The organism is Sorangium sp. So ce321 (assembly GCF_051530195.1).
Lineage (GTDB): Bacteria > Myxococcota_A > Polyangia > Polyangiales > Polyangiaceae > Sorangium.
The window spans coordinates 1,983,216-2,006,644 of record NZ_CP150329.1; the positions used below are offsets into that span (position 1 = coordinate 1,983,216).

Sequence of the window (23,429 nt, forward strand, 5' to 3'; positions counted from 1 at the left end):
CACACCGTCCATGAACGTCATCCGGTCTCAAAAGGCCTGGCTCGCACCGCTGCTGGCCGGGCTCTCTGCGCTCGCCCTGCTGCTCAGCGGCCGGCGCGCCAGCGCCAGTGAATCTGATCTCGTCCTTCCCGACCTAAGCACCCAGTCGTTCGGCGGCATCGACGGCCACACGCTCCTCCTGGGCGGCATCGGCGTCTGCGTGCTCGGGTTCGTGTTCGGGCTCGTCACCTTCTCGCAGCTGAACAAACTGCCCGTCCACCGCGCGATGCGGGAGATCTCGGAGCTCATCTACGAGACCTGCAAGACGTACCTGGTCACGCAGTTCAAGTTCATCCTGCTCCTCGAGGTCCTGATCGGCGCGGTCATGGTCCTCTACTTCGGCGTGCTGCGTCACATGGAGGCCACGAAGGTCGTGGTCATCCTGCTGGCCAGCCTGGTCGGCATCGCCGGCAGCTGCGGCGTCGCGTGGTTCGGCATGCGCATCAACACGTTCGCGAACTCGCGCGCCGCGTTCGCGAGCCTCAAGGGCAAGCCGTTCCCCACGTACGCCATCCCGCTCAAGGCCGGCATGAGCATCGGCGCGGTCCTCATCAGCACCGAGCTCATGCTCATGCTGATGATCCTGCTCTTCATCCCCGGGGACTACGCCGGCCCGTGCTTCATCGGCTTCGCCATCGGCGAGTCGCTCGGCGCCTCCGCCCTCCGCATCGCGGGCGGCATCTTCACGAAGATCGCCGACATCGGCTCCGACCTCATGAAGATCGTCTTCAACATCAAGGAAGACGACGCGCGCAACCCGGGCGTCATCGCCGACTGCACCGGTGACAACGCCGGCGACTCGGTCGGCCCGAGCGCCGACGGCTTCGAGACGTACGGCGTCACCGGCGTCGCGCTCATCTCGTTCATCCTCCTCGCCGTCCCCGACCAGGCCGTCCAGGTCCAGCTGCTCGTCTGGATCTTCGTGATGCGCATCGTGATGGTCCTCGCGAGCATCGGCTCGTACCTGCTCAACGAGGCGATCGCGAAGGCGTCCTACGGCGACGCCGACAAGATGAACTTCGAGACCCCCCTGACGCGCCTCGTCTGGCTGACCTCGATCGTGTCGGTCGCGCTCACCTACGCCGTCTCGGCGTTCATGATCCCGAACCTCGGGGGCGACACGACGCTCTGGTGGAAGCTCTCCTCGATCATCACCTGCGGCACCCTGGCGGGCGCCATCATCCCGGAGATGATCAAGATCTTCACCTCGACCGAGTCGCGCCACGTCCGTGAGGTCGTGACCGCGTCGCGCGAGGGCGGCGCCTCGCTGAACGTGCTGTCGGGCCTGACGGCCGGCAACTTCAGCGCGTACTGGATGGGCATCGTCCTCGTCGTGCTGATGGGCATCTCGTACTTCTTCTCGATGATGGGCCTCGACAAGCTCATGATCGCCGAGAGCGTCTTCGCCTTCGGCCTCGTGGCGTTCGGCTTCCTCGGCATGGGCCCGGTGACCATCGCGGTCGACTCCTACGGCCCGGTGACCGACAACGCGCAGTCGGTCTACGAGCTCTCGCTCATCGAGAACGTCCCGAACATCGAGGCCGAGCTGAAGAAGGACTTCGGCTTCACCCCGAACTTCGAGAAGGCCAAGCACTACCTCGAGGAGAACGACGGCGCGGGCAACACGTTCAAGGCGACGGCCAAGCCGGTGCTCATCGGGACGGCGGTCGTCGGCTCGACGACGCTCATCTTCTCGATCATCGTCGTGCTCAGCAACCACGTGGCGAACGCGGTGCGGCTCTCGCCCGACGACCGGCTGACCGCGGTCATGGGGCTGCTCTCGCCGCTCCACCCGCCGTTCCTGCTCGGCCTCGTGACGGGCGGCGCGATCATCTACTGGTTCACCGGCGCGTCGACCCAGGCGGTCTCGACCGGCGCTTACCGCGCGGTCGAGTTCATCAAGGCGAACATCCGCCTCGAGGGCGTGGAGAAGGCCTCGATCACGGACAGCAAGAAGGTGGTCGAGATCTGCACGCAGTACGCGCAGCGGGGGATGTTCAACATCTTCCTCGGCGTCTTCTTCTCGACGCTCGCCTTCGCCTGCCTCGAGCCGTTCTTCTTCATCGGCTACCTCATCAGCATCGCGCTCTTCGGGCTTTACCAGGCGATCTTCATGGCGAACGCCGGCGGCGCCTGGGACAACGCGAAGAAGCTCGTCGAGGTGGAGCTGAAGGAGAAGGGCACGCCGCTCCACGCGGCGACGGTCGTCGGCGACACCGTGGGCGACCCCTTCAAGGACACCTCGTCCGTCGCGATGAACCCCATCATCAAGTTCACGACCCTGTTCGGCCTCCTCGCGGTCGAGCTGGCGATCGAGATCGACCGCACGGTGAGCGTCGTGCTCGCGGCCATCTTCTTCGTGCTCTCGATGGTGTTCGTGTACCGCTCCTTCTACGGGATGCGGATCAAGTCGGGCGAGAAGGAGACCACCGCCGCCGGCGTCCGCGCCACGGCCTGAGTCGGTCGCCCTTCCCCCCTCTCGCCCCGCCTCTCCCCCTCCGCACACGCTGACCTCCCTCGCCGCCGTCGGGCGGCGGGGAGGGCGCTTGCGCCCAGCGCGCTCGCACTATAGTGACCCCTCATGCGAGCGCTCTGCCCCTCCTGCGGGCTCCATCACGAGGTAGTCCGTGTCCTCGACGACGGACACGGTGAGCAGCGCAAGGACGTCTACCAGGTCGCGCCGCTCCAGGGCTGCGAGCGCACCTGGATCTCCGACAAGGAGCTGCTCGAGGCGCGCGCGCGCTTCGATCAAGACGTCGTCGTGCCCGACGACGACGACGAGTAACGCGGCGCCCCGCGCCGGTGATCTCGCTTTCCCTCGCGCCGGTGGTCTCGCTTTCCCTCGCGCCGGTGATCTCGCTTCCTTTCCCGCCGCGATCGCGCCATCCGGGGCGCTCGCGCGCGCGGCGTTGACGGCGCGCGCGCCTGATCCGCGCGGCGTCTGACAACAACTCGTCGCGCGCGCCGCATCGGGGCGCCACCGTCGACAGGCATCGTCTCCGGCCATCACCCGGCGGAGAAGATGCAATGACGATGAGGCGGACCCTGAGGTCGGCGTTGGTTCTGGTGCTCGCGGGCGGCCTCGCCGCCCTCGGGAGCGGCTGCGGCGAGGGCGAGAACGGAGCCCAGGGCGCGCCTGGCAAGGAAGGCGCGCCGGGCAAAGAAGGCGCGCCGGGCGCGGACGGGCGGCCGGGCGCGGACGGGCAGCCGGGCGCGGACGGGCGGCCAGGCGAGGAAGGCGCGCCGGGCGCGGACGGGCAGCCCGGGCCGAAGGGCGATCCCGGCGAGGAAGCGCCGCCGCGGACCAGCGCCGCGAGCCTCGCGGACTACGTGCGGGAGCGCGCGGAGATGTTCGCCACCGGCACCTTGCCCCAGGGCGAGCAGTTCCCGCTCCGCGCGGCCGCGACCGACACCATCCGGGCGCTCGCCGGCGTGCGCTCCGAGGTCCTCGTGACCTGGCTCGACCCGCTGACCTTCAGCACCGCGCCGGACGCGCCCCGGTTCGGCGCCAACAACGACTACACCGCCTTCTTCGGCGAGGGGTGGTCCGCCACGGCGGGCGACGCGCCGCAGTGGAACGGCTCCGGCGACGCGGGCTGGCTCTGGGTCAACCACGAGTATGTCTCGGGCAAGAGCCCCACGACCACCTCGGCGCCGACCGGGCAGCACCTCACGCTGGCCCGGCACCTGCGCAGGCTCGGCGTCCTCACGAACGACGTCGAGGCGAACGTCTGGTCGCAGGAGGACGTCGATACGTACATCCGCTGGGAGAAGAGGGAGGTCGGCGGCTCCTGGCTCCGGGCCGTTCAGGACCCCGCGACCGGCGCGTGGTCGGTCGACCGGAGCGCGAGCGCCGTTCGCTACGACGCGACCAGCAAGACGAGGAGCCGGCTCGCGGGGCACGCGCTCTCGAGCCCGGGCAAGGACGACACGACCGGCGCGCCGCTCCCCGAGGGGATCGTGGCCGGCATCATGGGCGACTGCGCCGGCGGGCAGACGCCCTGGGGCACGGTGATCACCGCCGAGGAGAACGTGCAGGACTACTACGGCGACCTCGAGGCGAGCTGGTCCGGCGATCAGAAGTTCCTCACCGGGCGGGGCTTCGACCCGGGCGAGCCGGTGAGCCCGGTCTTCGAGGCGAGCACCAGCGCGGAGTTCGGGCGTATCTCCGATCCGAACGGCCAGCAGCCCCGCGACCACTACGGCTACCTCACCGAGATCGACCCCGGGAGGCCCGCGGGCGAGCACGACGGCGCGACGGAGGCGGGCACGGGCCACAAGAAGTTCGGCTTCATGGGCCGCGCCCGCTGGGAGGCCGCGACGTTCGCGGTCGACGGCGACTGGAAGCTCCTGCCGGACAGGCCGATCGTGATCTACGGGACCGACGATCGCCGCGGCGGCCGCATCTACAAGTACGTGACGGCCGGCAAGTACACGGCCGGGATGCCGCGGGCGGAGATCCGCGCGCTGCTCGACGACGGCAAGCTCTACGCGGCGCACTTCGCTGGGCTCGACAACACGACAGGCAACACCCTTGTCGCGACCGGCGCGGCCCCGACCGAGGCGGCCCCCGGCACGGGGCAGTGGATCGAGCTCTCGGTGGACAGCGCCGCCATCGCCCCGAACGCGGCCGCGCTCGGCGACGCGACAAGGACGGTCGGCGCCGCGCTGCGCGACGTGAGCTGGAACGGGATCGGCGGCTTCGAGACAGACCACGACGTCTGGCGCGCGCTGTTCACGGCGAGCAACAAGCTCGGGATCATGGAGCTGAACCGGCCCGAGGACATCGAGTGGAACCCGCGCGACCCGAGCGGCACGCCGCGGGTCTACGTGACGTTCACCAACCACACGGGGCAGACGGCGCTCGATCAGCAGGGCAAGCTCCACGAGCCGGCGACGCACGCGACAGTGTCCCCGAAGCGCGCCGACGCCGTGGGCTCGATCTTCGCCCTGGAGGAGGCCGACCCCGCGAGCCCGGGCGCGTCCGCCACGTTCCGGTACTTCGAGGTGTGGCACGGCTCGAAGGCGCAGGGCGACTTCGACGCCTCCTGCCCGGACAACCTGCTCCTCGACCGCGAGGGCGGCGTGTGGTTCGGCACCGACGGCAACTTCGGCGTCGCCTCCCACGCCGACGCTTTCTACTACCTCGATCTCGACCCCGCCCACCGCGAGGGCCAGCCGGAAGTGACCCAGCCGAGCTTCGGCAAGGCGTTCCGTGTCGTGGCCTTGCCGAGCGACGCGGAGGCGACCGGCCCGTCCTTCACGCCCGACATGGGCACGATCTTCATGTCCGTGCAGCACCCCGGCGAGAACGCCTACAGCACCTGGCCGAGCGGCGACGGCGCCCTGTCGAGCGTGATCGCGGTCACCTTCCTGCCCGAGTGATCTCCGTGCCTGCTCGCCGCGTGCGCCTGCTTTCCGCGCCCCTGGCCGTCGCGGCGCTGTCCGCTGTCCTCGCCGCAGCCGCGCGCTGCGGCGGGGGCGACTACGACCCGCTCGCCACCGCGGCCGCGCGCGCCGGGCACGCGGGCAACCCCGAGGCGTCGATCCCGCCGATGTGCTACGCGGCCACGGCCGGCGGCGCGAACGGCTGCTGGACGTGCCACACGGTCGGGATCGGCCCGAACACGCTCGCCGATCACGACCTCCAGCGCGAGTACAGCTTCTCGGACGCGGCGCGGAGGAACCCCTGGACCAACCTGCTCGAGGACCTCTCGGCGGTCGCCGCGCGGACGAGCGACGCCGAGATCCTCGATTACATCCGGGAGGACAACTATGCGCCGCTGCGCCGGGCGCTCGCGGCGCGCCGGGATTACCCGGGGTACGTGCCGGATCTCGACCTCGAGGCCGGCCTCGACGATGAGGGCTTCGCGCGCGACGGGAGCGGCTTCCGGGCGGTGCGGTACAAGCCGTTCCCGGGGAGCTTCTGGCCGACGAACGGCAGCGCCGGCGACGTGTTCATCCGGCTGCCGGCCGCGTTCCGCGAGGACGCGTCCGGGGCGCCGTCGCGCGAGGTCTACAAGCTGAACCTGGCGCTGCTCGAGGCGGCGATCGCGTCGCCGCCGCTGCCCCGGGGCGGCGAGGCGGGGCCTGCGGGCGCCCCGGCGGGGCGGGAGGTCGAGCCGGTGAGCGAGCTACTCGCCGGCTTCGATCTCGACGGCGACGGCGCGCTCGAGCCCGCGGTGACGCGCGTCCTTCGCCTGCCCGCGCGGTACGCCGGCGCGGCGGCCGGCGTCGCGCTGCGCGCGTGGATCTACCCGCGCGGGGCGGAGCTCCTGCACTCGGTGCGGTACCTCGATCCGGATCGTCCGGCGCTGCTCTCTGCGCGGATGAAGGAGCTGCGCTACGCGCGCAAGGTCGACGAGCCGGACGACTGGGCGATCGCGCGCGCGTACGAGCGCGAGGCCGAGGAGAAGGAAGAGGGGCAGCCGCCGTTCCACGCTGGCGGGCCCGAGGTCGGCCTGCGCAACGCGTTCGGCTGGCAGATCCAGGGGTTCATCGAGGACGAGCAGGGCCGGTTGCGGCTGCAAACGGCGGAGGAGCACCGCGCGTGCATGGGGTGCCACGGCGCCGTCGGCGTCACGGTGGATCACACCTTCTCGCTGGCGCGCAAGGTTCCCGGCGCCGCCGGCTGGCGGCACCAGGACCTGCGCGGCATGCCGGACGTGCCGCAGGCCGGCCATGCGGAGCCCGAGGTGCTGACGTACCTGCGCCGCGCGGGCGGGGCCGACGACTACCGCGGGAACGCGGAGATGCTCGCGCGCTTCTTCCCTGGCGGGGCGCTCGACGAGGCGGAGGTGCGGCGCGGCGCGCCCGGCGGCGACCGCGACCTTGCGTACCTCGTGGCGCCGTCGCGCGAGCGGGCGCTCCTGCTCGACAAGGCCTACCGCGCCCTGGTGAGGGCGCAGCGCTTCGAGGCGGGGCGCGACGTCACGCTCGGCCCCGCGACGGGCGTCCTGCGCGTCGTGGAAGGCGAGTCGACGGGCCTCGGGGAGGCGCAGCGCGTGTACCTCGATGGGAGAGCTCACCTCGCCTGGTGAGGGCTGGGGGGCTCGAGGAGACGAGCGTCGACGGGGGGGCTCTCCTCCGTCTGCCGTCTGCCGTCTCCCGTCTCCCGTCTGCCGTCTGCCGTCTGCCGTCTGCCGTCTCCCGTCTCCCGTCTCCCGTCTGCGTCTCTCGTGCGCGTGCGCGTGCGCGTGCGCGCTCCGATTCGTCCTATTCGCACCGAAGACTTCACTTTGTTCCTCAGCGGCAACACCTCCTGACAATTCGAGAGGATCGTCCTCCTCGATGATGTCGCGCACGCGCACGCGCACGCGCACGCAGATGGGAGACGGAAGAGGAAGACGGCAGAGGGCAGAGGGCAGACGGCAGAGGGCAGAGGGCAGACGGCAGACGGCAGAGTGCAGACGGCAGACGGCAGAGCGGGCCGTGATCGCTCACGTCGTTGTCTCTGTTCCTCTCCCTCGCTCTGGTTCATCCGAACCACGTTAAGTCATCAGAATAATTGATCTTTTCACCGGTGGCGCTCGCCCCGGCCTCCGCCCTGGCGAGCGCCCTCGCCCCTGCGCGCTATGGTGGCGCCCCTTCTCCGGGTCCGGTGAACCTGTGAACATCGCTCCCTCCCCCCTCGCCAGCGACAGCGCGCGCTCCGAGCTGCGCGTGCTCGCGCGCCTCGCGCTGCCGATCGCGGTAGCGCAGGCGGGGCTCGTCGCGATGTCGCTCGTCGACGTGGCGATCGTGGGGCGCGTCTCGGTCAACGAGCTCGCTGTCTGCGCCATGGGCAGGACGATCGTCCACACGTCGAACGCGCTCGGCATCGGCGTCTCCTCCGCGGTCGAGCCGCTCGCGTCGCAGGCGATCGGCGCCGGCCGCCCGGGGCAGGCCTGGGCGGCGCTGCGCTCGACCCTGCGCGCGAGCCTGCTCATCAGCGTGGTCGCGTTCGCGGCCGCGCTCGCGGTCACCCTCGCGCTCGCGCCCATGGGCGTCGACCCCGCGCTGGTCCCGGGCGTGCGCCGGTACATCCTCGGCCACGCGCTGTGGATCTTCCTGTGGCCCGTCTTCCTCGCCAGCAAGAGCTTCCTCCAGGCCCACGGCGCGACGCGGCCCGCGCTCATCGCCGTGATCGCGGCGAACGTCGTCAACGTCGTCGCCTGCAACCTGATGGTCCGCGGCGACGAGGCGCTGCGCTGGGTGGGCCTGCCGCCGCTCGGCCTGCCGCAGCTCGGCGCGCTCGGCGCGGGGCTCGCCGCGAGCGTCGCCAGCGCCGTGCTCGCGTCGATCGTGCTCTGGTCCGCGCGGCGCCGGCGCGCGGCGATCCGGGAGGAGGCGGCCGCCGTGCCGGTCGCGGTGATCTACCGGCTCGGCGTCCCGATCGGGCTGCAGCTGCTCGCCGAGGTCGGCGTGTTCGGGATGACGGCGCTGCTCGCCGGCCGGCTCGGCGCCACCGTCGTCTCGGCGCACCAGGTCGCGATCGGGCTCGCCGCCTTCGCGTTCATGGGCGCGATCGGCGTCGGCGGCGCCACCGCCGTCCGCGTCGGGCACGCCGTCGGCGCGGGCCGATCGCCGCTGCGCCCCGGCCTGCTCGGCATCCTGCTCGGCGCCGGCATCATGTGCGTGAGCGCCTCGACGTACGCCGCGTTCCCCCGCGCCCTCATCGGCGCGTTCACCCCGGACGCGCAGGTCATCGCCATCGGCGTCCCGCTGCTCCGCATCGCGGCGCTCTTCCAGCTGTTCGACGGCATCCAGGCGGTCGCCGCCGGGGCGCTGCGCGGCGCGGGCGACGTGCGGTTCCCCTTCTGGACCAACCTCGTGGCCCACTGGGGCTTCGGCCTGCCGCTCTCGATCGGGCTCGCCTTCGGCCTCGGCCTCGGCGTCCGCGGCCTCTGGTTCGGGCTCACCGCGGGGCTCATCGCCGTCGCGGCGGTGCTCTCGGCGCGCTTCGTCCTCCTGGCCCGCGCGCCGGTGGCGCGGGCGCTGCCGCACGCCGGGTGACGCGCGCGCTCAGCTGGACGTGAACGGCGACGCGGCCGGCCGCGGCGCCTCGGGCGCTCTGGCGGCCGGCGGCGGGGCGTCGAGCGGCCTCCCCGGCGCGAGCGGCCCGGGCGTCTCGGGGGGCTGGTCGGCGAGGGGCCGGTTCTGCCCGTCGACGCGGAGCACGCGCGGCGTGTGCCGCCGCGCCTCGGCCTCGTCCATGTCCGCGAACGTCGCGATGATCACGAGATCGCCGGGCTGGTTGAGGTGCGCCGCGGCGCCGTTGATGCAGACCACGCCGGAGCCGCGCGCCCCCGCGAGCGCGTAGGTCGTCAGCCGCGAGCCGCGCGTCACGTTCCAGATGTCGACCGCCTCGTAGGGCAGGATGTCCGCGGCCTCCAGGAGGTCGGCGTCGATCGTGACGCTGCCCTCGTAGTGCAGATCCGCGTGGGTCACGGTCGCGCGGTGGATCTTGCTCTTGAACATCCGTCGATTCATGCGTGCTGACCTCTGCCCCTCCCGGAGGAGCGGCGGCGCGGTACGCTGTCGACGCGCTGTCGGCGCACCGTCGACCCGCGCCGAGCGTCCGACCGGCGCGCGCCTCGTTCGCCGCGGGAGGAACGGTCTTCCTCTTAGTCCAAGTGGCGGTCAGTCAAGGAACAATCGCTGCCGGAGGAGCTGGCCCCCCGCCAGGTGGACGGCGCGCTCGTCGGGCAGCGCCTCGGCGTGGCTCGACAGCGACCCGGGCTCGCCGATCACGAAGACGACCTCCCACGTGCCCGCCGCGACGTCCTTGAAGAGCGCCTCGCGCGTGCCCGAGACGCGCGCCCCGCCGATGCCGTCGTGCTCGATCGCCACGGGCCACGGGCGCGCCTGACCGCCCTGCACCAGGAAGGCCTTCACGTCGACCGGCGCAGGCACGCGCGCGCCGGGCGCCAGCGCGATCGTGAGCCGGGCGCCTCGGCCGACGTGGCGCGGGGCGCCCGGGTCACGATCGCCCTGCTGCGGGCCGTCCCCGAGGGTCGTCGCGATCGTGTACTCCGGGAGCGGCGCAGCGCCCGGCGCGAACGGCGCCGGCCGCAAGGCGAGCAGCGACACGAGCGCCCCCGCCACCACCCAGCCGGCCGCGCTCATCAGCGTCCGCGCCCGATCCCGCCGCGCGGTCCGCCGCTCGATGATCAGCTCGGGGCACGGCGGGCGCTCGCGCGGCAGCCTGACGGCGAGGTCCGCTCCGTCCAGCGTCAGCGCGGCGGACGGCCCCGGCGCCGCGCTCGGGAGCGCGCCGCAGGGCGGCTCCGACGCTTCGTTCGACGCTCCAGGCGGCACCGACTCGCCGCCGATCGCGCGACAGACCGGCGCGTCCGTCGTCGAGGGCGTCGACGGCGCGCTCGTGCCGCTGAGCGAGTCGGCGTCGGCGCCCAGCTGCGGCGCTTCCGCGGCGTCGCCCGGCTCCTCCGCCTCACAGTCCCACTCGTGGGGGCCGCGGAAGCGGATCCCGGACTTGCGGTCGACCATCGGACGCGGCGGCGACGGCGGCGCGGGCGCGTCGCCGCGCGGCTCCCGGAGCTGGGCGATCAGCTGATCGGAGAGCCGGGCGCGGGTCTCGTCGTCGAGGGGCGTCCGGACCTGGCGCCCCTGCCGGTCCTCGCGCGGCCGCTCCGCGGCGCCGCCCGGGGCGCCCTGCGCGTCCTCCGGGAGCGCCTCCTCGGCGAGCTTGCGCCAGCGCGGATCGCTCCCCGGATCCTGCTGCGCGATGCGCTTCAAGGCGCGCAACAGCTCCTCATCGTCCATCAGCCGCTCCCCGTGTCGAGCGACGCTGCGCAGCGCTCGCGCTGCGGACAGCGGTGCAGCGGAGAAGGTGGGACACGAGGATACAGGAGGGGGAGGAGCCGCTCGCTGAACTCCAGGGCGGGGTTCCGTGTGCCCCGATTCGCCTCGTGGATCAGCGCGAGCGGCAGCTCAGGCATCTGATTCCCTTCCCCTGTGGCTCGAAAGGCCCCAGTTTGCCAGCAACGTTATCCGGTTCTCTCGGCGCCCGTCAATGGACCCGAGGCGCGCCGCGCCGGCGTGCTTCCGAGTTCTCTCGCGCGTGCTGTTCCGAGTTCTGTTCCGGGTTCTCTTCCGAGTTCTCTTCCGAGTTTTCTTGCGCGTTCTGTGCGTCCTGGTGCGCTATGCGTGGGTTGCGCGCCGGCACGGCTCGCTGTCGTTTCAAGTGGCGACTCATTGTGTTCACGGCTCACTTTTTCTCGCCGCCCACGCCCTTTTTATTCTCGCCCTTGTCGCCGCCCGGTTCTTTCGGTTCGCTGGTCAAGACGCGGACCGTGTCGCCGGCAATCTCCAGCGCTGCTGGCTTGCCGCCGTAGTGCGAGGCCATCCCGACGTCGATCCGCCAGACCTTGTCGCCGCAGGCCGAGGTGATGCCGTTGCGCTGGACCGTGTGGCCGACGACCATGCGCTTCGCCGACATCGCGGCGAGGGCCTGGTCGAGCGCCGCGCAGGCGTTCGAGCCCGGGCTCGGGGGCGGGTCGCTCGAGTAGAGGCGCGCCCACACCGGGCTGTCCTCGGCCGTGACCATGGCTGGCGCGGGGGCCTTTCCTTCCATCCACGCGCGCACCTCGCGGTTGATCCGCGCCACGCCGTAGCGCGTGTGCGACGGGAGCACGCCGCCGTGCACGAAGACCGTGTCGCCGACCGCGATGATCACGTCGCGCGCCGCGAGCTTCTTCGCGTAGAGGCCGCCGGGCACGAACGCGGCGGCGCGGGCGCGCGCGGGGGGCGGCACCGGCGCGAGGTGGGGGCCCGACGCGTCGAGCCCGGGCGCGTCCTCGAAGTCCTTGAACCCGCCCTCGGTGACGTAGCGGAAGTCCAGCTGGACGTTCATGATCTCGTGGTTGCCGTTCAAGGCGTACACCGCGCCGCCGGCCGCGCGCGCCTCGGCGGCGAGGCGATCGAAGAGGTCCACGATCTCCTGCTCGCCGTCGCCGCGGTCGAGCTCATCGCCCGTCTGGACGAGCACGAGCTTCCCGCCGGCCCAGCGATCCGAGGCGTCGATCGCGCCCGCGATCCGGAGGGCCGCGCGCGTGGCCGCGAGGTCGCCGTGCACGTCGCCGATGGCCACCACGCGGTCGGCGGCGGGGCGGGCGTAGGAGCGATCGGCGTCGGGCGGCGGGGCGGGCGAGGCGCCGGCGGAGCTCGGGGCCGCGGCCGAGGCGGCGGGCGCGGGCCGCGGCGCCGTCGTGGCGGGGCGGTCGGCGTCGCAGCCCGCGAGGAGCAGCGCGGCGAGCGGCGGGGCGAGCAGCGTGGAGAGGCGGGGAGCGGCTGACATCGGTCGCTTTCCTCCGGAGACGATGGGCGAGGTGTACACCGCGCGCGGCGTCGCCGCCGCGTCGCCGCGCGCGATCAGGCCGGGAGCTTGGCCGAGAGGAAGGACTTCAGCTTGATCAGGTTCTTCGCGTCGCGGCTGAAGGTCGGGGCGGTGTAGCTCGACGCCCAGCCGGCGATCTCGTGCATGAACGACGTGCGGACCTGCTCGTCGCCGAGGATGTCGTCGACGGTGCGGCCGCGCGCGGCGCCCTTCTCCAGCGAGCGGACGTAGGTCTTGAGCCGCGCGTGGTCGGCGCCGAGCAGCTCCGCGATGAGCTCCGCGTCGCGCGCGAGCCGCGCGACGGTCGGCGCCTGGTCGCGCAGCTCCGGGCTCTCCGCCGCCGCGAACGCCGCGGCGACGCGCAGGACGAAGGCGTCGTCGAGGAAGCCGAGGTCCTCGATGCCGTCGGGGATGAGGTCGAGCGATTTGAAGAGGTAGTTGAGGCCGCCCGCGAGCGAGCGGCGCGCCGCCTCCGGGCTTTCCGGCGAGGCGAGCAGGCCCGCCAGATCGGTGGCGTCCGAGGCGAGGCTGCGGAGCCACTCGGGGAACGTATCGAGGCAGCGGTCGTCGAGATCGGTCATGGAATCCTCCCGGCGGGAGCGGGAGGGTAGTCCGACCGGCGCGGCGCCGTCCATGCCATCGATGCAGACGCGGCGCGCCGGCGTCGCCTCGGCGCCTCCCGGCGCCCTACCCGCCGGTCGCCCCGACGCGCCCCGTGACGCTCGCGCTGGCGCGGACGCTCACCTGGATCCGCACCGACGCGCTCGCCGACGCCTCGGCCGCCCCGGCGACGCACGCGAGCGCGCGCGCGCCCGCGTCGCCCACGATGCGCGGCAGCGCGGCGCCGACCTGGACCACCGTCTGCGCGTCGCCGAGGAGCCTGCGCCCGAGCGCCACCTCGGCGTGCAGCAGCGCCGGCAGGTTGGCCTGCAGCGTCGCCGCGAGCCGCGCGGCCATCTCGGCGCCCTGCGACGCGCGCACCCGCACGAGCGCCGGCGTGCAGGCCGCGTAGACGTCGGCGTGCGCGCGGCAGCTCGCCTCGCACTCCGCGTCGGCGCTCGGCGGCCGCACCATCCCCGCGCACTGCGGCGCCTGCCAGGTGCCCTCGCAGCGCGCGTGGCAGGTCGCGTCGCAGCCGCCGTCGCACTCGCCGTTGCACTGCCCGACGCAGCGCCCCTGCGCGTCGTAGGCCGAGCACTGCCCGCGGCACTGCCCGACGCAGCGCCCGTCGCACCGCCCGGCGCAGCGGCCCTGGCAGTAGCCGGAGAGCCGCGCGGGCTCGCACTGCGCCACGATCTGCCCCGGGTCGAGCTGCACGTCGCACGCGCCGCTGCAGCGCGCCCCGGCCTGGACGTTCGCCTGGCACGCCGGCGGCGTCACCGCGACCTGCACGCCGGCGCCCTGCCGCAGGATGGCGTCGACCGCCGCCGAGACCGCGCCGCAGGCGCCGCTCGCCTGGCCCCCCGCCTCGTCGCGCGGCGCCATCTGCGCGGGCGGGATCCCGAGATCCGCGCCCATCCGGCGGCAAGCGTCGGCCACCTGCGCCTCGATCGCCGCCGACACGGCGGCCATGTCCTTGGCCGCCTGCACGAACGTCCTCACCTTGGCGTTCGCGCGCGCGTCCGCGGAGAAGCTCGCGCCGAGGACGTCGCCCGGCCCGCCCAGCTCGGGGCAGACGGCCTCGCCGACGCCCTCCAGGTGACCGAGCTCCGCGCAGCTCGGGCCTGCGGCGGACGCCACGACCGCGAGGGCCGCGAGCCCCCGCGCCGACCGAGCGATTCCCCTGCGCATGGCTGCCCTTACCACGACCGCGCCGGCGGCGCGCGGGCGGTCACGCCTGCAGGCAGCCTACAACAGACCCGCGCCGGCGGCCGCGCGCCCGCCCGCCGGCCGCCAGCCGAGGACGCGCAGCGCGTTCTGCGAGAAGATCTTCTCCACGTCGACCCGCGACATGCCGCGCTGCCGGAGCCGCGCGGCCAGGGCCGGCAGCGTCGACGCGTCGTCGAGCCCCTTCGGCGGGATGATGCCGCCGTCGAAGTCCGAGCCGATCGCGACGTGATCGACGCCGGCCACCCGGACCATGTGGTCGACCTGGGCGATCACGTCGTCGATGTCCGCCGCGCTCGCGCCGTTCACGAACGGGGCGTGGAAGTTGAGCCCCGCGACCCCGCCGCTCCGCGCGATGAGCCGCAGCTGCTCGTCGGTCAGGTTGCGCGGCCGGTTCGCCACCGCGCGCGCGTTCGAGTGGGTCGCGACGATCGGCGCGCCGTGCGCGGCCGCGATCGGGACGAGGTCCGCGAACGCGGCGTCGGAGACGTGCGAGACATCGATGAGCGCGCCCTGCGCGTAGACGCGCTCGCAGAACCGCTTGCCGAGCTCGGTGAGCCCGAACGCCGCCGGCTCGCCGGTCGCCGACGACGAGAGCCGCGTGTTCTGCGCGTGGTTCGGGCTGATGAGCCGCACGCCGCGCGCGATGAAGCGGTCGATCTGCGCGATGTCCGCCGCGAACGCGCCGGCCCCCTCGATCGAGAGGAAGGTGCTGATCCTCCCCGGCTCGGCCCGCGCCGAGCCGAGCGGGAGGAACACCGGGTTCGCGGCGATGATCGCCTCGATGGTCGCGAGGATCGCGCTGGCGTCCTCGATCTGCGGGCCCTCGGGCCGCGCCCGGTCGGGCAGGTAAATCGGCAGCACGATGCCGAGGTAGTTGCCCGCGACGAGCGTCTCCCTGCGGGCGTGCCCCTCGTCGAGGCGGAGGGCGCGCCCCTTGAAGTGGACCTGCCAGGGCACGTCGACGTGCAGATCGACCACGTGCACGGGCGGCTCGCGCGGCGGGCCGCCGGCGCCCTCGCCGCGCGTGGCCCGCGGCGCGCCGAGGGCGCCGGCGGCGCACGTGACGGCCAGCAGCGCGCGGACGCGGCCCGCGGCGCTCACCCGCTCACCAGCACGCCGAGCGCGAAGCCGACGCCGAGGCACACGAGGCCGATCACCCCCACGAGCCACCACGCCGCGCCCTCCGAGGCCGCGGACTCGGTGGAGAGGGGGACCTCCACGACCCGCACGTCGTAGTGGCCGCCCGTCAGCGTCGGCACGCCCGTGGGCCGCTGCGCGCTGATGTACGTCGGCCCGGCGGGCACAGGCGGCGCGGGGGGCACCGGGGACGCGGGGGGCACGGCGGCGAACGCCGCCGTGGGCGCGATCGACGGGGTCGTCTGCGTCGGCGGCGTGGTGGCGCGCGGCGGGGGCACGGTCGGGGGCCTCGGCCCGACCGGCATGCTCTGCGCCGCGCTCTGCGCCGGCTGCGCCGTGTGCGGGTACAGCGGCGGCTGCGGGGGCGGCAGCGAGGGCAGGTGGTGCGGCGGCGAGAACGACGCCTGGGGCTCGGCCCGCGCGCCGGGCGCCGCGACGCCGGTGCGGTGCGCCATCGCGCTCAGCGTCTGCGCCATCTCCTCGGCGGTCTGGAAGCGCCCGCTCACGTCCTTGGAGAGGGCGCGCTGGAAGAAGAGGCTCCAGGCGGCGAGGTGCGGCGCGACCTGCTCGATCGGGCGCACCTCCTTCGCGAGCACGGCGGTGAGCCGCGCGAACTCGTTCTCGGCGGGGAACGGCTGCGTCGCCGTGAGCATCTCGTAGAAGATCACGCCGACGCTCCAGAGGTCGGTGCGCGCGTCGACGCCCTGCGCGTTCTTGATCTGCTCGGGGCTCATGTAGCCGGGCGTCCCGAGGAGCGTGCCCGCGCGGGTCTTCAGGCCCATGCCGCCCGCCGCGTCCATCACCTTCGCGATGCCGAAGTCGAGCACCTTGACGCGGAAGCCGCCGCGGGGGTCGCGCACGAGGAACAGGTTCTCCGGCTTCAGATCGCGGTGGATCACCTTGTGACCGTGCGCCGCCATGAGCGCCTGGAGCACCTCGTGGATGATCGGCACGGCCTGCTGCGGCGGGAGGGGGTTGCCCGAGTCGATGTACGCGGAGAGCGGGACGCCCTGAAGGAGCTCCATCACGAGGTACGGCGTGCCGTCCTCGGCGCGGGCCGCCTCGAAGACCGAGGCGATGTTCTGGTGCACGAACCCCTTCGTCGCCTCCGCCTCGGCGAAGAAGCGCTGGAGGACCTGCTCGTCCTGCGTGAACTCCGGGTGCAGCACCTTGATCGCGCGCTTGCCCTCGCCGCGCAGGCCGTCGGCCTCGTAGACCGCGCCCATGCCCCCCTCGCCGAGCAGGCGCACGATCCGGAAGCGCCCGCTCATCACGGCGCCCACGAGCTGATGGGAGGGGCTCGAGGGGTCGACCACGCGCGGACTCTACCAAAGCTTCGCCGCGCCCCGCTCGCCGAAACCTCGGCCCGGGCGCGCGAGCAAGCTGCTGACGTGCGCCCCGCTCGCCGAAACCTCGGCCCGGCGCGCGAGCAAGCTGCTGACGTGGGCGCGCGCCCACGTCGGCAGGGCAGGCAGCCTACCCGCGCGCGCCCCTGACGTCGGTTCGCGTCGGTTCGCGTCAGGCCGCGTCAGGCCGCGTCAGGGCGCGGCGTTCGCGACGGCCGAGCGCGCAGCCGGGCTCGCGGGCAGCGGCGTGCGCAGGGCCTCGCCCGGCTGCGCGCCGGCGTAGAGGAGCTCGTAGACGGCGAGGCTCGTCATCACGCGCTTCGTGTAGAGCCGCGTCTCCTCGTACGGGATGCGCTCGACCCACAGGTCGAAGCTCTGCGAGGGGCGCTCGGCGATCCACCGCTTCGGCGCGCCGCCGCCCGCGTTGTAGGCGGGGATCGCGAGCAGGGGGTTGTCCGAGAACTGGCCGCGCAGCACCGAGAGGTAGCGGCAGCCGAGGGCGACGTTGATCTCGGGGCGCCTCAGCGCCTCGGCGCTCCACGGCAGCCCGAGCGGCTTGGCCATGCGCTTCGCGGTCGGCACGATGAGCTGCATCAGCCCGAACGCCTGCGCGGGCGAGGCCACCTTCGGGTCGAAGGCGGACTCCTCGCGCATGATCGCGTAGGCGAGGGCCTCGGGGATCCCGCTCCGCTTCGTCTCGGCGGCGACGAGGCCCCCGAACGGGCGCGGGTAGGCGAGCTCCCAGGCGCCGCGCCAGCGCCCGACCGGGTAGTGGTCGAGCCACTCGACATTTCCTGCGAGCTCGACGCGGCCGTCGGCCGGCGCGGCCATCGCCGTGCGCAGGATGCTGTACGACTGCGGCAGGGCGCCCGCGCGCGCGAGCAGGAACGCCGAGGCCCACATCACCTCGCGCGGCGCCGTGCGGCTGCCGACGCCGAGCAGGTCGAGCTCGCGCCGCGCGAGCCTCGCCTCGCCCTGGCGCGCGAGCTCGACCCCGCGCGCGAAGGCGGGGTGCGCGAAGGCGGGGCTCCGGAGCTCGGTGTACGGCGCGCTCGCGTCGCGATCCATGGCCGCGGAGAGGGCGCGCTGGGCGGCCGATGGATCGAGCTCGGCGAGCCGGGCGTGGGCGAGCGCCATGTAGAACGACAGCGGGTAGTCGCGGATCACCTGCTCGAGCAGCGCCTTGCCCTTGTCGGGCGAGCCGGTCTCGATGTGGGCGCGGCCGAGGTAGTAGGGGAGCCTGCCGGCGGCGTGGTACGCGCGCTCGTGGGGGAACCGCGCGAGCGCGCGCTCGAGCGGCCTGACCGCGCCCGCCCAGCCACCGCGCTCCATCTCGAAGAGCGCGAGCTCGAACAGGCCGTCGGCGACCATGTCGCCCGACGGGTAGTCGTCGGGCATGGCGGTGAGCAGCTGCACGAACTGCGCCTGGTCCCCGAGCGAGAGCAGCGCCCGCGCCCCGAGGTAGCGCGCGTCGTCCGCGAGCCGGTGATCCGGGTACTCCTTTTCGAGCAGCGCGAAGCGCGCGGCCGCCTCGGCGTGCCGGTCGGCGCGGAGCGAGGCGCGGCCGGCGTTGTAGAGCGTCTCGGGCCGCCGCGGGGCGGGTGCGCCCGCCCCGGCGGCGCTCGTCGCTGTCGCGGGGGGCGCGGCCGCCCCGGCTGGCGCCGAGGCGCTCGCGGCGGCTGCGGCCGGCGCGGCGCTCGCGGCGGCTGCGGCCGGCGCGGCGCTCGCGGCGGCTGCGGCCGGTGCGGCGCTCGCGGCGGCTGCGGCCGGCGCGGCGCTCGCGGCGGCTGCGGCCGGCGCGGCGCTCGCGGCGGCTGCGGCCGGCGCGGCCGGCGCGGCCGGCCCGCAGCGCTCGATCGCCGTGCCGAGGACGTCGGCGGCCTCGGCGCGCCGCCGCAGGCGCCCCAGCGCCTCGCCGCGCGCGGCGAACGCGTCGCAGGCGAAGGCCGACGGCGCCTGCGCCTCGGGCAGGGCGACCAGCGCGTCGGTGACGGCGAGCGCCTCCTTGTCCTGGCGCGAGGCGAGCAGGGCGCGCGCGCGGGCGAGCAGGTCCGCCGGGCCGGGGTCGAGGAACGGCTTGCGCCGCGCGAACGGCAGCGTCGACAGCGCCTGATCCTGGATCTCCTTCGCCTCCCCCGCGCCGGCGCCGCCCGGCGCCTCGTCGAGGACGCGCCGGGCGATCCGGATCGCCTCCTCGGCGTGGTCCTCGCCGGGGTGGCGGAGCAGCGCGCGGGCGAAGCGGAGCGCCTCGGGCACCCACGTCGACGCCGGCCAGCTGCGGGCCAGGTACACCCGCCAGCGCGCGGCCGCGCCCTCGATGTCGCCCTTGTCGGCGAGCGCGCCCGCGACGATGCGATCGAGCTCGTCGGCAATCGCGACGTCCGACGCGACGGCGCGCGCGCGCTCGAGCGCCGCGTCGGGCTGCCCCGCCCTGGCGAGGAGATCGGCCGCCGCGAACCGCGCGTGGTCGGCGAGCGGACCGCCGGCCGCCGCGGCCGCGTCGTACTCCCTCGCGGCGCCGACGGGGTCGCCCGCGAGCGCGCGCAGCCGCGCGAGCTGGTAGCGGAACGACGCCGCGTCCGCCGGCGAGAGCGGCGCGGCGAGCGCCTGGGCCATCGCGGCGGCGGCGCTCGCGTACGCCTCCTGCTCGACGAGCTTCTGCACCGCCGCGAGCCGCGGGTCGCCCAGCACGAGGGTGAGGCGCTCGGGCTCGAACACCGGAGCCTCGCCCGGCGCGCCCGAGACGACCGGCCCTGGCGGCGCCGCGGGCGGGGGCGTCTGCTGCGGCGCGGGCGGCGGGCAGCGCGGAGGGCAGGCCGTCGCGCCGCGCTCGGCGGGGGGCGTGCCGGCGCAGGAGGCGCCGAGCGCGGCGGTCAGCGCGAGCGCGGCGGCCAGCGCGAGCGCGGCGGCCCCGGAGCGGGCATCCAGCCTGGGCATGCCTGCACCATACTCCGGATCGCGCGGCCGCACAGCGCCCGGGGAGCGGCGCGCCCGGGAGCCCGCGGCGGTCAGGGCGCGGCCGCGACGACCGTGGCGGTGACCGCGGCGAAGCGCAGCAGATCGTCCGAGCGGGCCACGAGCTCGAGGTTGAAGGTCGTGTCCACGGTGAGCTCGCCCGAGGCCCCGACCTCCAGCGCGGCGGTGGACGCGCCGGCCGGGATCTCGAGCGGCGCGACCACGAGCCCCTCCGGCGGCGCGTTGACGATCACGTCGATCGGCGCGTCGAAGCCGTTGAACCGGCGGATCGAGAGGGCGACCGGCGTCAGCGCGTCATAGGGGATGTCGACGGTGGCGGGGACGATGAACAGCGCGAAGTCGGGCGCCGCGTCCGTGCCCCCGCCGCCCGCGCTCCCTTCCTCTCCGCCGTGCCCCCCGCCGCCGCTCGCCGTGGCGCTCCCGTGCCCCGCCTGCCCGCCGTGCCCTCCGGCGCTGCTCGCCGTGGCGCTCCCGTGCCCCGCCTGCCCGCCGGCGCCCTCGCTCTCGGCCGGGTCGCCGGAGCACCCGATGGCTGAGAGGGTAACCGCCAGCGCCACAACAAAGCTGAAGCTCTGCTGTAAACGCATCCAGTCTTGCCTCGTGCTGAAGAGGGTTGCGCTGCGTCCGAGGTGTGGTGTCCCCGGGCGCAACCTGGTCACGCTATCGCTGGTCTGGCGCGAGCCGCAAGCGGCAGCGCGGCTGCGGGCGGGGCGCGATCGCCGGCGCGCCGTCTCGAGAGACGGCGCGCCGGCGATCGGAGGAGGGGTGGAGCGGAGGGGGCGCGGTGGCGACTACTGCGCGTCGCAGGCGAGGTAGACCCGGATCGATTCGACCGTGGGGTCGGGGAGCTTCGTGCCGGGGGGCATCGTGCCAGCCTTCACCCGCTCGTAAATTTCCTCGGCCTCGGCGCTGACGGTCGCGGGGTCGTCGACGTTGACCGATTCGGGCGCGCCGTAGCGCGAGATGCCCGTCTTGTCCGTGGCATGACAGGAGGAGCAATTGTCCGTGAGCGCAGTGAAGCCCGCCATCACCTGGGCATCGGCGTTGTCCGGGCACTCGCCGAGCGTTCCCCCGTTGTTGTTGTTGTTGTTGTTGTCGCCGGGCTCATCCGAGCCGCCGCAGCCCTGGAGAGCGCCAATGGCAAAGGGAGCAAGGCAGAACAAGAGGATCGTACGAACGCGCATTCAAGCACCTCAACAGCGTGTTAGGGGAAGCGTGGCGAGCCAGGGGTCGAGCCTCCGGCCCTGCAGGCCGGCCTCGCGCCGCGCGGGGATGGTGCCTGGCGCCGCGCACCGGGTCAACAAAGACGGAGCGGCTCGACGCGGGAAAGGAGGGGTCCAGGAGGCGTGCGCCGTTCCCTCCAGGTGCGGGCCGCGCGGCGGGATCCTGCGCTCGCGGTGCGGCCAGCGCGTACAGGGCGCGCTGCGCGCGATCAACGCCCCGCAGCGGCCCCATCGAGCCTTGCTAGCGGGAATATTACGTGGCGCTCCACACAGGGCGCGTCCGAGCCTCGATCGCGCCGAGACGTCTGGGCGCCTCGCGCCGCGATCGAGCACGCGCGCCCGTTCCGGCGCAGGGCCGTTCGGCAGCGCTTTCCGCTGTATTTCCCGAGACGGCTCGGCGCGGAGCGCGTGGCCCGCTCCGCGGGCGCCGGGCACCGCGGAGCGGGCGTGGCGCGCTCGACCTCGGCGCCACGTGAGGCGCTGTCGGACGAGCTGCCGCGCGGCGCGACGTGCCGGCCGAGCCGCCTGCGATGTTGCGGTGTTCCGCGCTCACGCTCCACCAGGCCCGGGCGGCTCGCGGTGCGGCGACTGGCTCGCCCGCTGCCGCTCCATGTGCGTCTTCAGCGCCTTGAGATCCCCGTGCACGGCCTTCTTGAAGCTGCCGATGAACAGCCGCCCGAGCGTCTCCATGAACCAGCCCATCCCCGCGATCTCGCCATCCATCCTGAGCAGCGTGCCGTCGCCCGTCGGCTCGAAGACATAGCGAAACCGGTACTCCCCCCGTCCCGTGGTGCCCTTCTGCCCGTCGACGAAGAGGTCGAGGCTCTTGCCGGGCTCCGCCGCCGTGACCTCGAACTGCTCGGTCGACTCCTTGCCGAACATCTTGCGCGTCTCACGCCACATCGCGCCCTTGCCGACGACGCCGTCCGTGAGCTTCTCCGCCCGCACGAAGTTGGGCATCCAGTCGCCGAACGCGTCGATGTCCGTCGCGAGCCGGAAGACCTCCTCGGGGGACGCAGCGAATCGCTCTTCAATGGTGAACCGGAGCGGCATCTCGTCGTTCTCCTCGGTTGGCGCGCACAACGGGCCATCGTGCCGGAACCGCTCCTTCGGCGTCAACGAGCGCGTCGGGCGCGCGCGGCTCGAGGCCCCGGCGCGCGCCGATCGCCCGGCCCCGCGCGTGAGTTTGACCGCTCAGCCCTTCTTGCCCGGCGGCAGCAGCAGGCCGCGCTCGCCGGTGGCGCCCTGCATCGGGCGGTGCAGCACGATCTTCCGCCCCGCCTCGCGCCCGTGCGCGTGCGCCGGCGTCCGCTGGTTGCCCGCGTGCCGCAGGTGCTGCACGTGCGGGTGGCGCGACCGGTAGTAGCTGTCGAGGTCGGCGTCCCTCACCCAGACGAGCCCCTGCTCCGCAGACACCTTCCGCTCCGTGTTCAGCTTCTCGAGGAACCCGATCATCACGCCGGCCAGGTAGGTCCGCCGGTCCTTGTTGCCCTTCACGCCGTTGGCCCGCTTGTGCTCGCTCCAGAGCTGCTCGGCCGTGTGGTGCAGGAACGCGTGTACGTAGGCGGCCATCTCCAGGTTCGCCGGCGTCCCGACGATCTCGAGCACGCTGCCCCGCTTGCCCTCGAGCGGCGAGTAGACAGGCACCCAGATCGCCTCGACGAAGAAGTGCTTGCCGAGGATGCCCCCGACGATCCGCTCGCTCTCGCCCACGCGCCCGCTCGGCTCGCCGAGGTGGCGGAAGCCGTAGTGCCGCGCGGCGCGCGCCTTCGCGACGTCGAGGTTGTACTTCAGCATCAGCCGCTGCGCGGCGCTCATCGCCGCCTGCGCCTCGTGGGCGTTCGGGCTGTCCGCGAGCGCGAGCAGCCGCGCGATCCGGTCGAGGATCCGGGCGTCCACGCCGTCCGCGTCGCCGCGCGCCGCCCCGCCCGGGTCCGCCGGCGAGGCCCCCGCCACCGGCATCCCGGCCGCCGTCGCGTCGATGCCGAGGCGCGCGCACACCTCGCGGAACGCCGGCCCGTGCGCCGCCTCGTCCGTCACGCCCAGCACCTCGTGCACGTACTGGTGCGCCATCTCGTGCTTGAGCACCTCGATCACGACGCCCCACGGCTGCGTCAGGACGAGCGGCCGCGAGATCTCGATCGCGCGCGCCTCGGAGATCCACCGCCCGAGCCGGCTCGAGGCGTCGGACAGCTCGACGGACGCCGAGCGCAGCTTCCGCCGGAAATGCGTGTAGTTGAGGGTCTGGTAGGCCCCCATGAGCTCGCGCACGAGCGCCGCCTCCAGCTCGGCGCTCAGCCGCGCCGCCGCCTCGCGCGGCGGCTCGGGCGGCGGCGCGCCGGGGGACGGCGGCGGCCCGGCGGCCGCGGTGGGGGAGGAGGGATCGGCCGGCGGCGCGGCGGCCTCGGAGGCCTGCTGGACGCCGCGCAACCCGTTCAGGATGAGCTGCTCCGCCATGTCGGACGCCTCTCATGGCACGCCCCGGGCGGCTGTCGAAGGGTTTTCTCGACCGGGGCGCGCCGCTCCAGCCGGACGGACCCT

At 73.9% G+C, this 23,429-nt stretch carries 18 protein-coding genes; 5 read left to right on the plus strand and 13 right to left on the minus strand.

The features are described from left to right. Positions 1-10: 10 nt before the first annotated feature. The 5 genes from WME89_RS07670 to WME89_RS07690 all read left to right on the plus strand — a co-directional run bounded on the left by WME89_RS07670 (position 11) and on the right by WME89_RS07690 (position 9,033). Entirely contained in the window at positions 11-2,497 is a 2,487-nt protein-coding gene (locus WME89_RS07670) for a sodium-translocating pyrophosphatase (RefSeq protein ID WP_438008575.1), read from the plus strand. A 123-nt stretch (positions 2,498-2,620) separates the two neighbouring features. Beyond that, positions 2,621-2,824 (plus strand): hypothetical protein, encoded by a 204-nt coding sequence (locus tag WME89_RS07675; protein WP_061626777.1) that lies wholly within the window; start codon positions 2,621-2,623, stop codon positions 2,822-2,824. A gap of 248 nt (positions 2,825-3,072) precedes the next feature. After that, on the plus strand, positions 3,073-5,424 hold the full coding sequence (locus tag WME89_RS07680; protein ID WP_438008576.1) for an alkaline phosphatase PhoX: 2,352 nt from the start codon (positions 3,073-3,075) through the stop codon (positions 5,422-5,424). Positions 5,425-5,444: 20 nt separating this feature from the next. Continuing rightward, a complete protein-coding gene (locus tag WME89_RS07685; protein WP_438008577.1) occupies positions 5,445-7,079 on the plus strand; it encodes a hypothetical protein in 1,635 nt (544 codons plus the stop codon). Between the two features lie 568 nt (positions 7,080-7,647). Continuing rightward, complete coding sequence (locus WME89_RS07690; RefSeq protein WP_438008578.1) at positions 7,648-9,033, plus strand: MATE family efflux transporter; 1,386 nt, start codon at positions 7,648-7,650, stop codon at positions 9,031-9,033. A gap of 9 nt (positions 9,034-9,042) precedes the next feature. Here WME89_RS07690 and panD read toward each other — a convergent pair whose 3' ends face one another. The 13 genes from panD to WME89_RS07755 all read right to left on the minus strand — a co-directional run bounded on the left by panD (position 9,043) and on the right by WME89_RS07755 (position 23,345). Further along, positions 9,043-9,510: an aspartate 1-decarboxylase gene (gene panD / locus WME89_RS07695; RefSeq protein ID WP_438008579.1), complete on the minus strand. Its 468-nt coding sequence runs from the start codon at positions 9,508-9,510 to the stop codon at positions 9,043-9,045. Positions 9,511-9,660: 150 nt separating this feature from the next. Further along, the gene (locus WME89_RS07700) at positions 9,661-10,803 is read right to left on the minus strand and encodes a hypothetical protein (RefSeq protein WP_438008580.1); all 1,143 of its coding nucleotides are present in this window, start codon (positions 10,801-10,803) and stop codon (positions 9,661-9,663) included. Beyond that, entirely contained in the window at positions 10,803-10,979 is a 177-nt protein-coding gene (locus WME89_RS07705) for a hypothetical protein (protein ID WP_438008581.1), read from the minus strand. Before WME89_RS07705 ends, WME89_RS07700 begins: the two co-directional genes overlap by 1 nt. A 269-nt stretch (positions 10,980-11,248) precedes the next feature. Next, complete coding sequence (locus WME89_RS07710; RefSeq protein ID WP_438008582.1) at positions 11,249-12,337, minus strand: metallophosphoesterase; 1,089 nt, start codon at positions 12,335-12,337, stop codon at positions 11,249-11,251. A 74-nt stretch (positions 12,338-12,411) separates the two neighbouring features. Next, positions 12,412-12,957 (minus strand): YkvA family protein, encoded by a 546-nt coding sequence (locus WME89_RS07715; protein ID WP_437757358.1) that lies wholly within the window; start codon positions 12,955-12,957, stop codon positions 12,412-12,414. A 106-nt stretch (positions 12,958-13,063) separates the two neighbouring features. Next, positions 13,064-14,167, minus strand: a complete 1,104-nt coding sequence (locus WME89_RS07720) for a hypothetical protein (RefSeq protein WP_438008583.1) — start codon at positions 14,165-14,167, stop codon at positions 13,064-13,066. A gap of 57 nt (positions 14,168-14,224) precedes the next feature. Continuing rightward, entirely contained in the window at positions 14,225-15,307 is a 1,083-nt protein-coding gene (locus tag WME89_RS07725; RefSeq protein WP_438008584.1) for a dipeptidase, read from the minus strand. Beyond that, a complete protein-coding gene (locus WME89_RS07730; RefSeq protein WP_438008585.1) occupies positions 15,304-16,659 on the minus strand; it encodes a serine/threonine-protein kinase in 1,356 nt (451 codons plus the stop codon). The genes WME89_RS07725 and WME89_RS07730 overlap by 4 nt, the downstream gene beginning before the upstream one ends. A 222-nt stretch (positions 16,660-16,881) precedes the next feature. Next, positions 16,882-19,626 (minus strand): transglycosylase SLT domain-containing protein, encoded by a 2,745-nt coding sequence (locus WME89_RS07735; protein ID WP_438008586.1) that lies wholly within the window; start codon positions 19,624-19,626, stop codon positions 16,882-16,884. Positions 19,627-19,697: 71 nt separating this feature from the next. Beyond that, positions 19,698-20,252: a hypothetical protein gene (locus tag WME89_RS07740; RefSeq protein ID WP_438008587.1), complete on the minus strand. Its 555-nt coding sequence runs from the start codon at positions 20,250-20,252 to the stop codon at positions 19,698-19,700. A gap of 204 nt (positions 20,253-20,456) precedes the next feature. Next, positions 20,457-20,849 (minus strand): hypothetical protein, encoded by a 393-nt coding sequence (locus WME89_RS07745; protein ID WP_438008588.1) that lies wholly within the window; start codon positions 20,847-20,849, stop codon positions 20,457-20,459. A 588-nt stretch (positions 20,850-21,437) separates the two neighbouring features. Beyond that, positions 21,438-21,971, minus strand: coding sequence for an SRPBCC family protein (locus WME89_RS07750; RefSeq protein WP_438008589.1), 534 nt, complete (start codon positions 21,969-21,971; stop codon positions 21,438-21,440). A gap of 111 nt (positions 21,972-22,082) precedes the next feature. After that, positions 22,083-23,345 (minus strand): SprT-like domain-containing protein, encoded by a 1,263-nt coding sequence (locus WME89_RS07755; RefSeq protein WP_438008590.1) that lies wholly within the window; start codon positions 23,343-23,345, stop codon positions 22,083-22,085. Between the last annotated feature and the right edge of the window lie 84 nt (positions 23,346-23,429).

Bases quoted from the DNA above. Each gene is read 5' to 3' on its own strand.
- WME89_RS07670 (WP_438008575.1), top strand. From the start codon at position 11: ATGAACGTCATCCGGTCTCAAAAGGCCTGGCTCGCACCGCTGCTGGCC.
- WME89_RS07675 (WP_061626777.1), top strand. From the start codon at position 2,621: ATGCGAGCGCTCTGCCCCTCCTGCGGGCTCCATCACGAGGTAGTCCGT.
- WME89_RS07680 (WP_438008576.1), top strand. From the start codon at position 3,073: ATGAGGCGGACCCTGAGGTCGGCGTTGGTTCTGGTGCTCGCGGGCGGC.
- panD (WP_438008579.1), bottom strand. From the start codon at position 9,510: ATGAATCGACGGATGTTCAAGAGCAAGATCCACCGCGCGACCGTGACC.
- WME89_RS07700 (WP_438008580.1), bottom strand. From the start codon at position 10,803: ATGGACGATGAGGAGCTGTTGCGCGCCTTGAAGCGCATCGCGCAGCAG.
- WME89_RS07705 (WP_438008581.1), bottom strand. From the start codon at position 10,979: ATGCCTGAGCTGCCGCTCGCGCTGATCCACGAGGCGAATCGGGGCACA.
- WME89_RS07710 (WP_438008582.1), bottom strand. From the start codon at position 12,337: ATGTCAGCCGCTCCCCGCCTCTCCACGCTGCTCGCCCCGCCGCTCGCC.
- WME89_RS07715 (WP_437757358.1), bottom strand. From the start codon at position 12,957: ATGACCGATCTCGACGACCGCTGCCTCGATACGTTCCCCGAGTGGCTC.
- WME89_RS07720 (WP_438008583.1), bottom strand. From the start codon at position 14,167: ATGCGCAGGGGAATCGCTCGGTCGGCGCGGGGGCTCGCGGCCCTCGCG.
- WME89_RS07735 (WP_438008586.1), bottom strand. From the start codon at position 19,626: ATGCCCAGGCTGGATGCCCGCTCCGGGGCCGCCGCGCTCGCGCTGGCC.
- WME89_RS07740 (WP_438008587.1), bottom strand. From the start codon at position 20,252: ATGCGTTTACAGCAGAGCTTCAGCTTTGTTGTGGCGCTGGCGGTTACC.
- WME89_RS07745 (WP_438008588.1), bottom strand. From the start codon at position 20,849: ATGCGCGTTCGTACGATCCTCTTGTTCTGCCTTGCTCCCTTTGCCATT.
- WME89_RS07755 (WP_438008590.1), bottom strand. From the start codon at position 23,345: ATGGCGGAGCAGCTCATCCTGAACGGGTTGCGCGGCGTCCAGCAGGCC.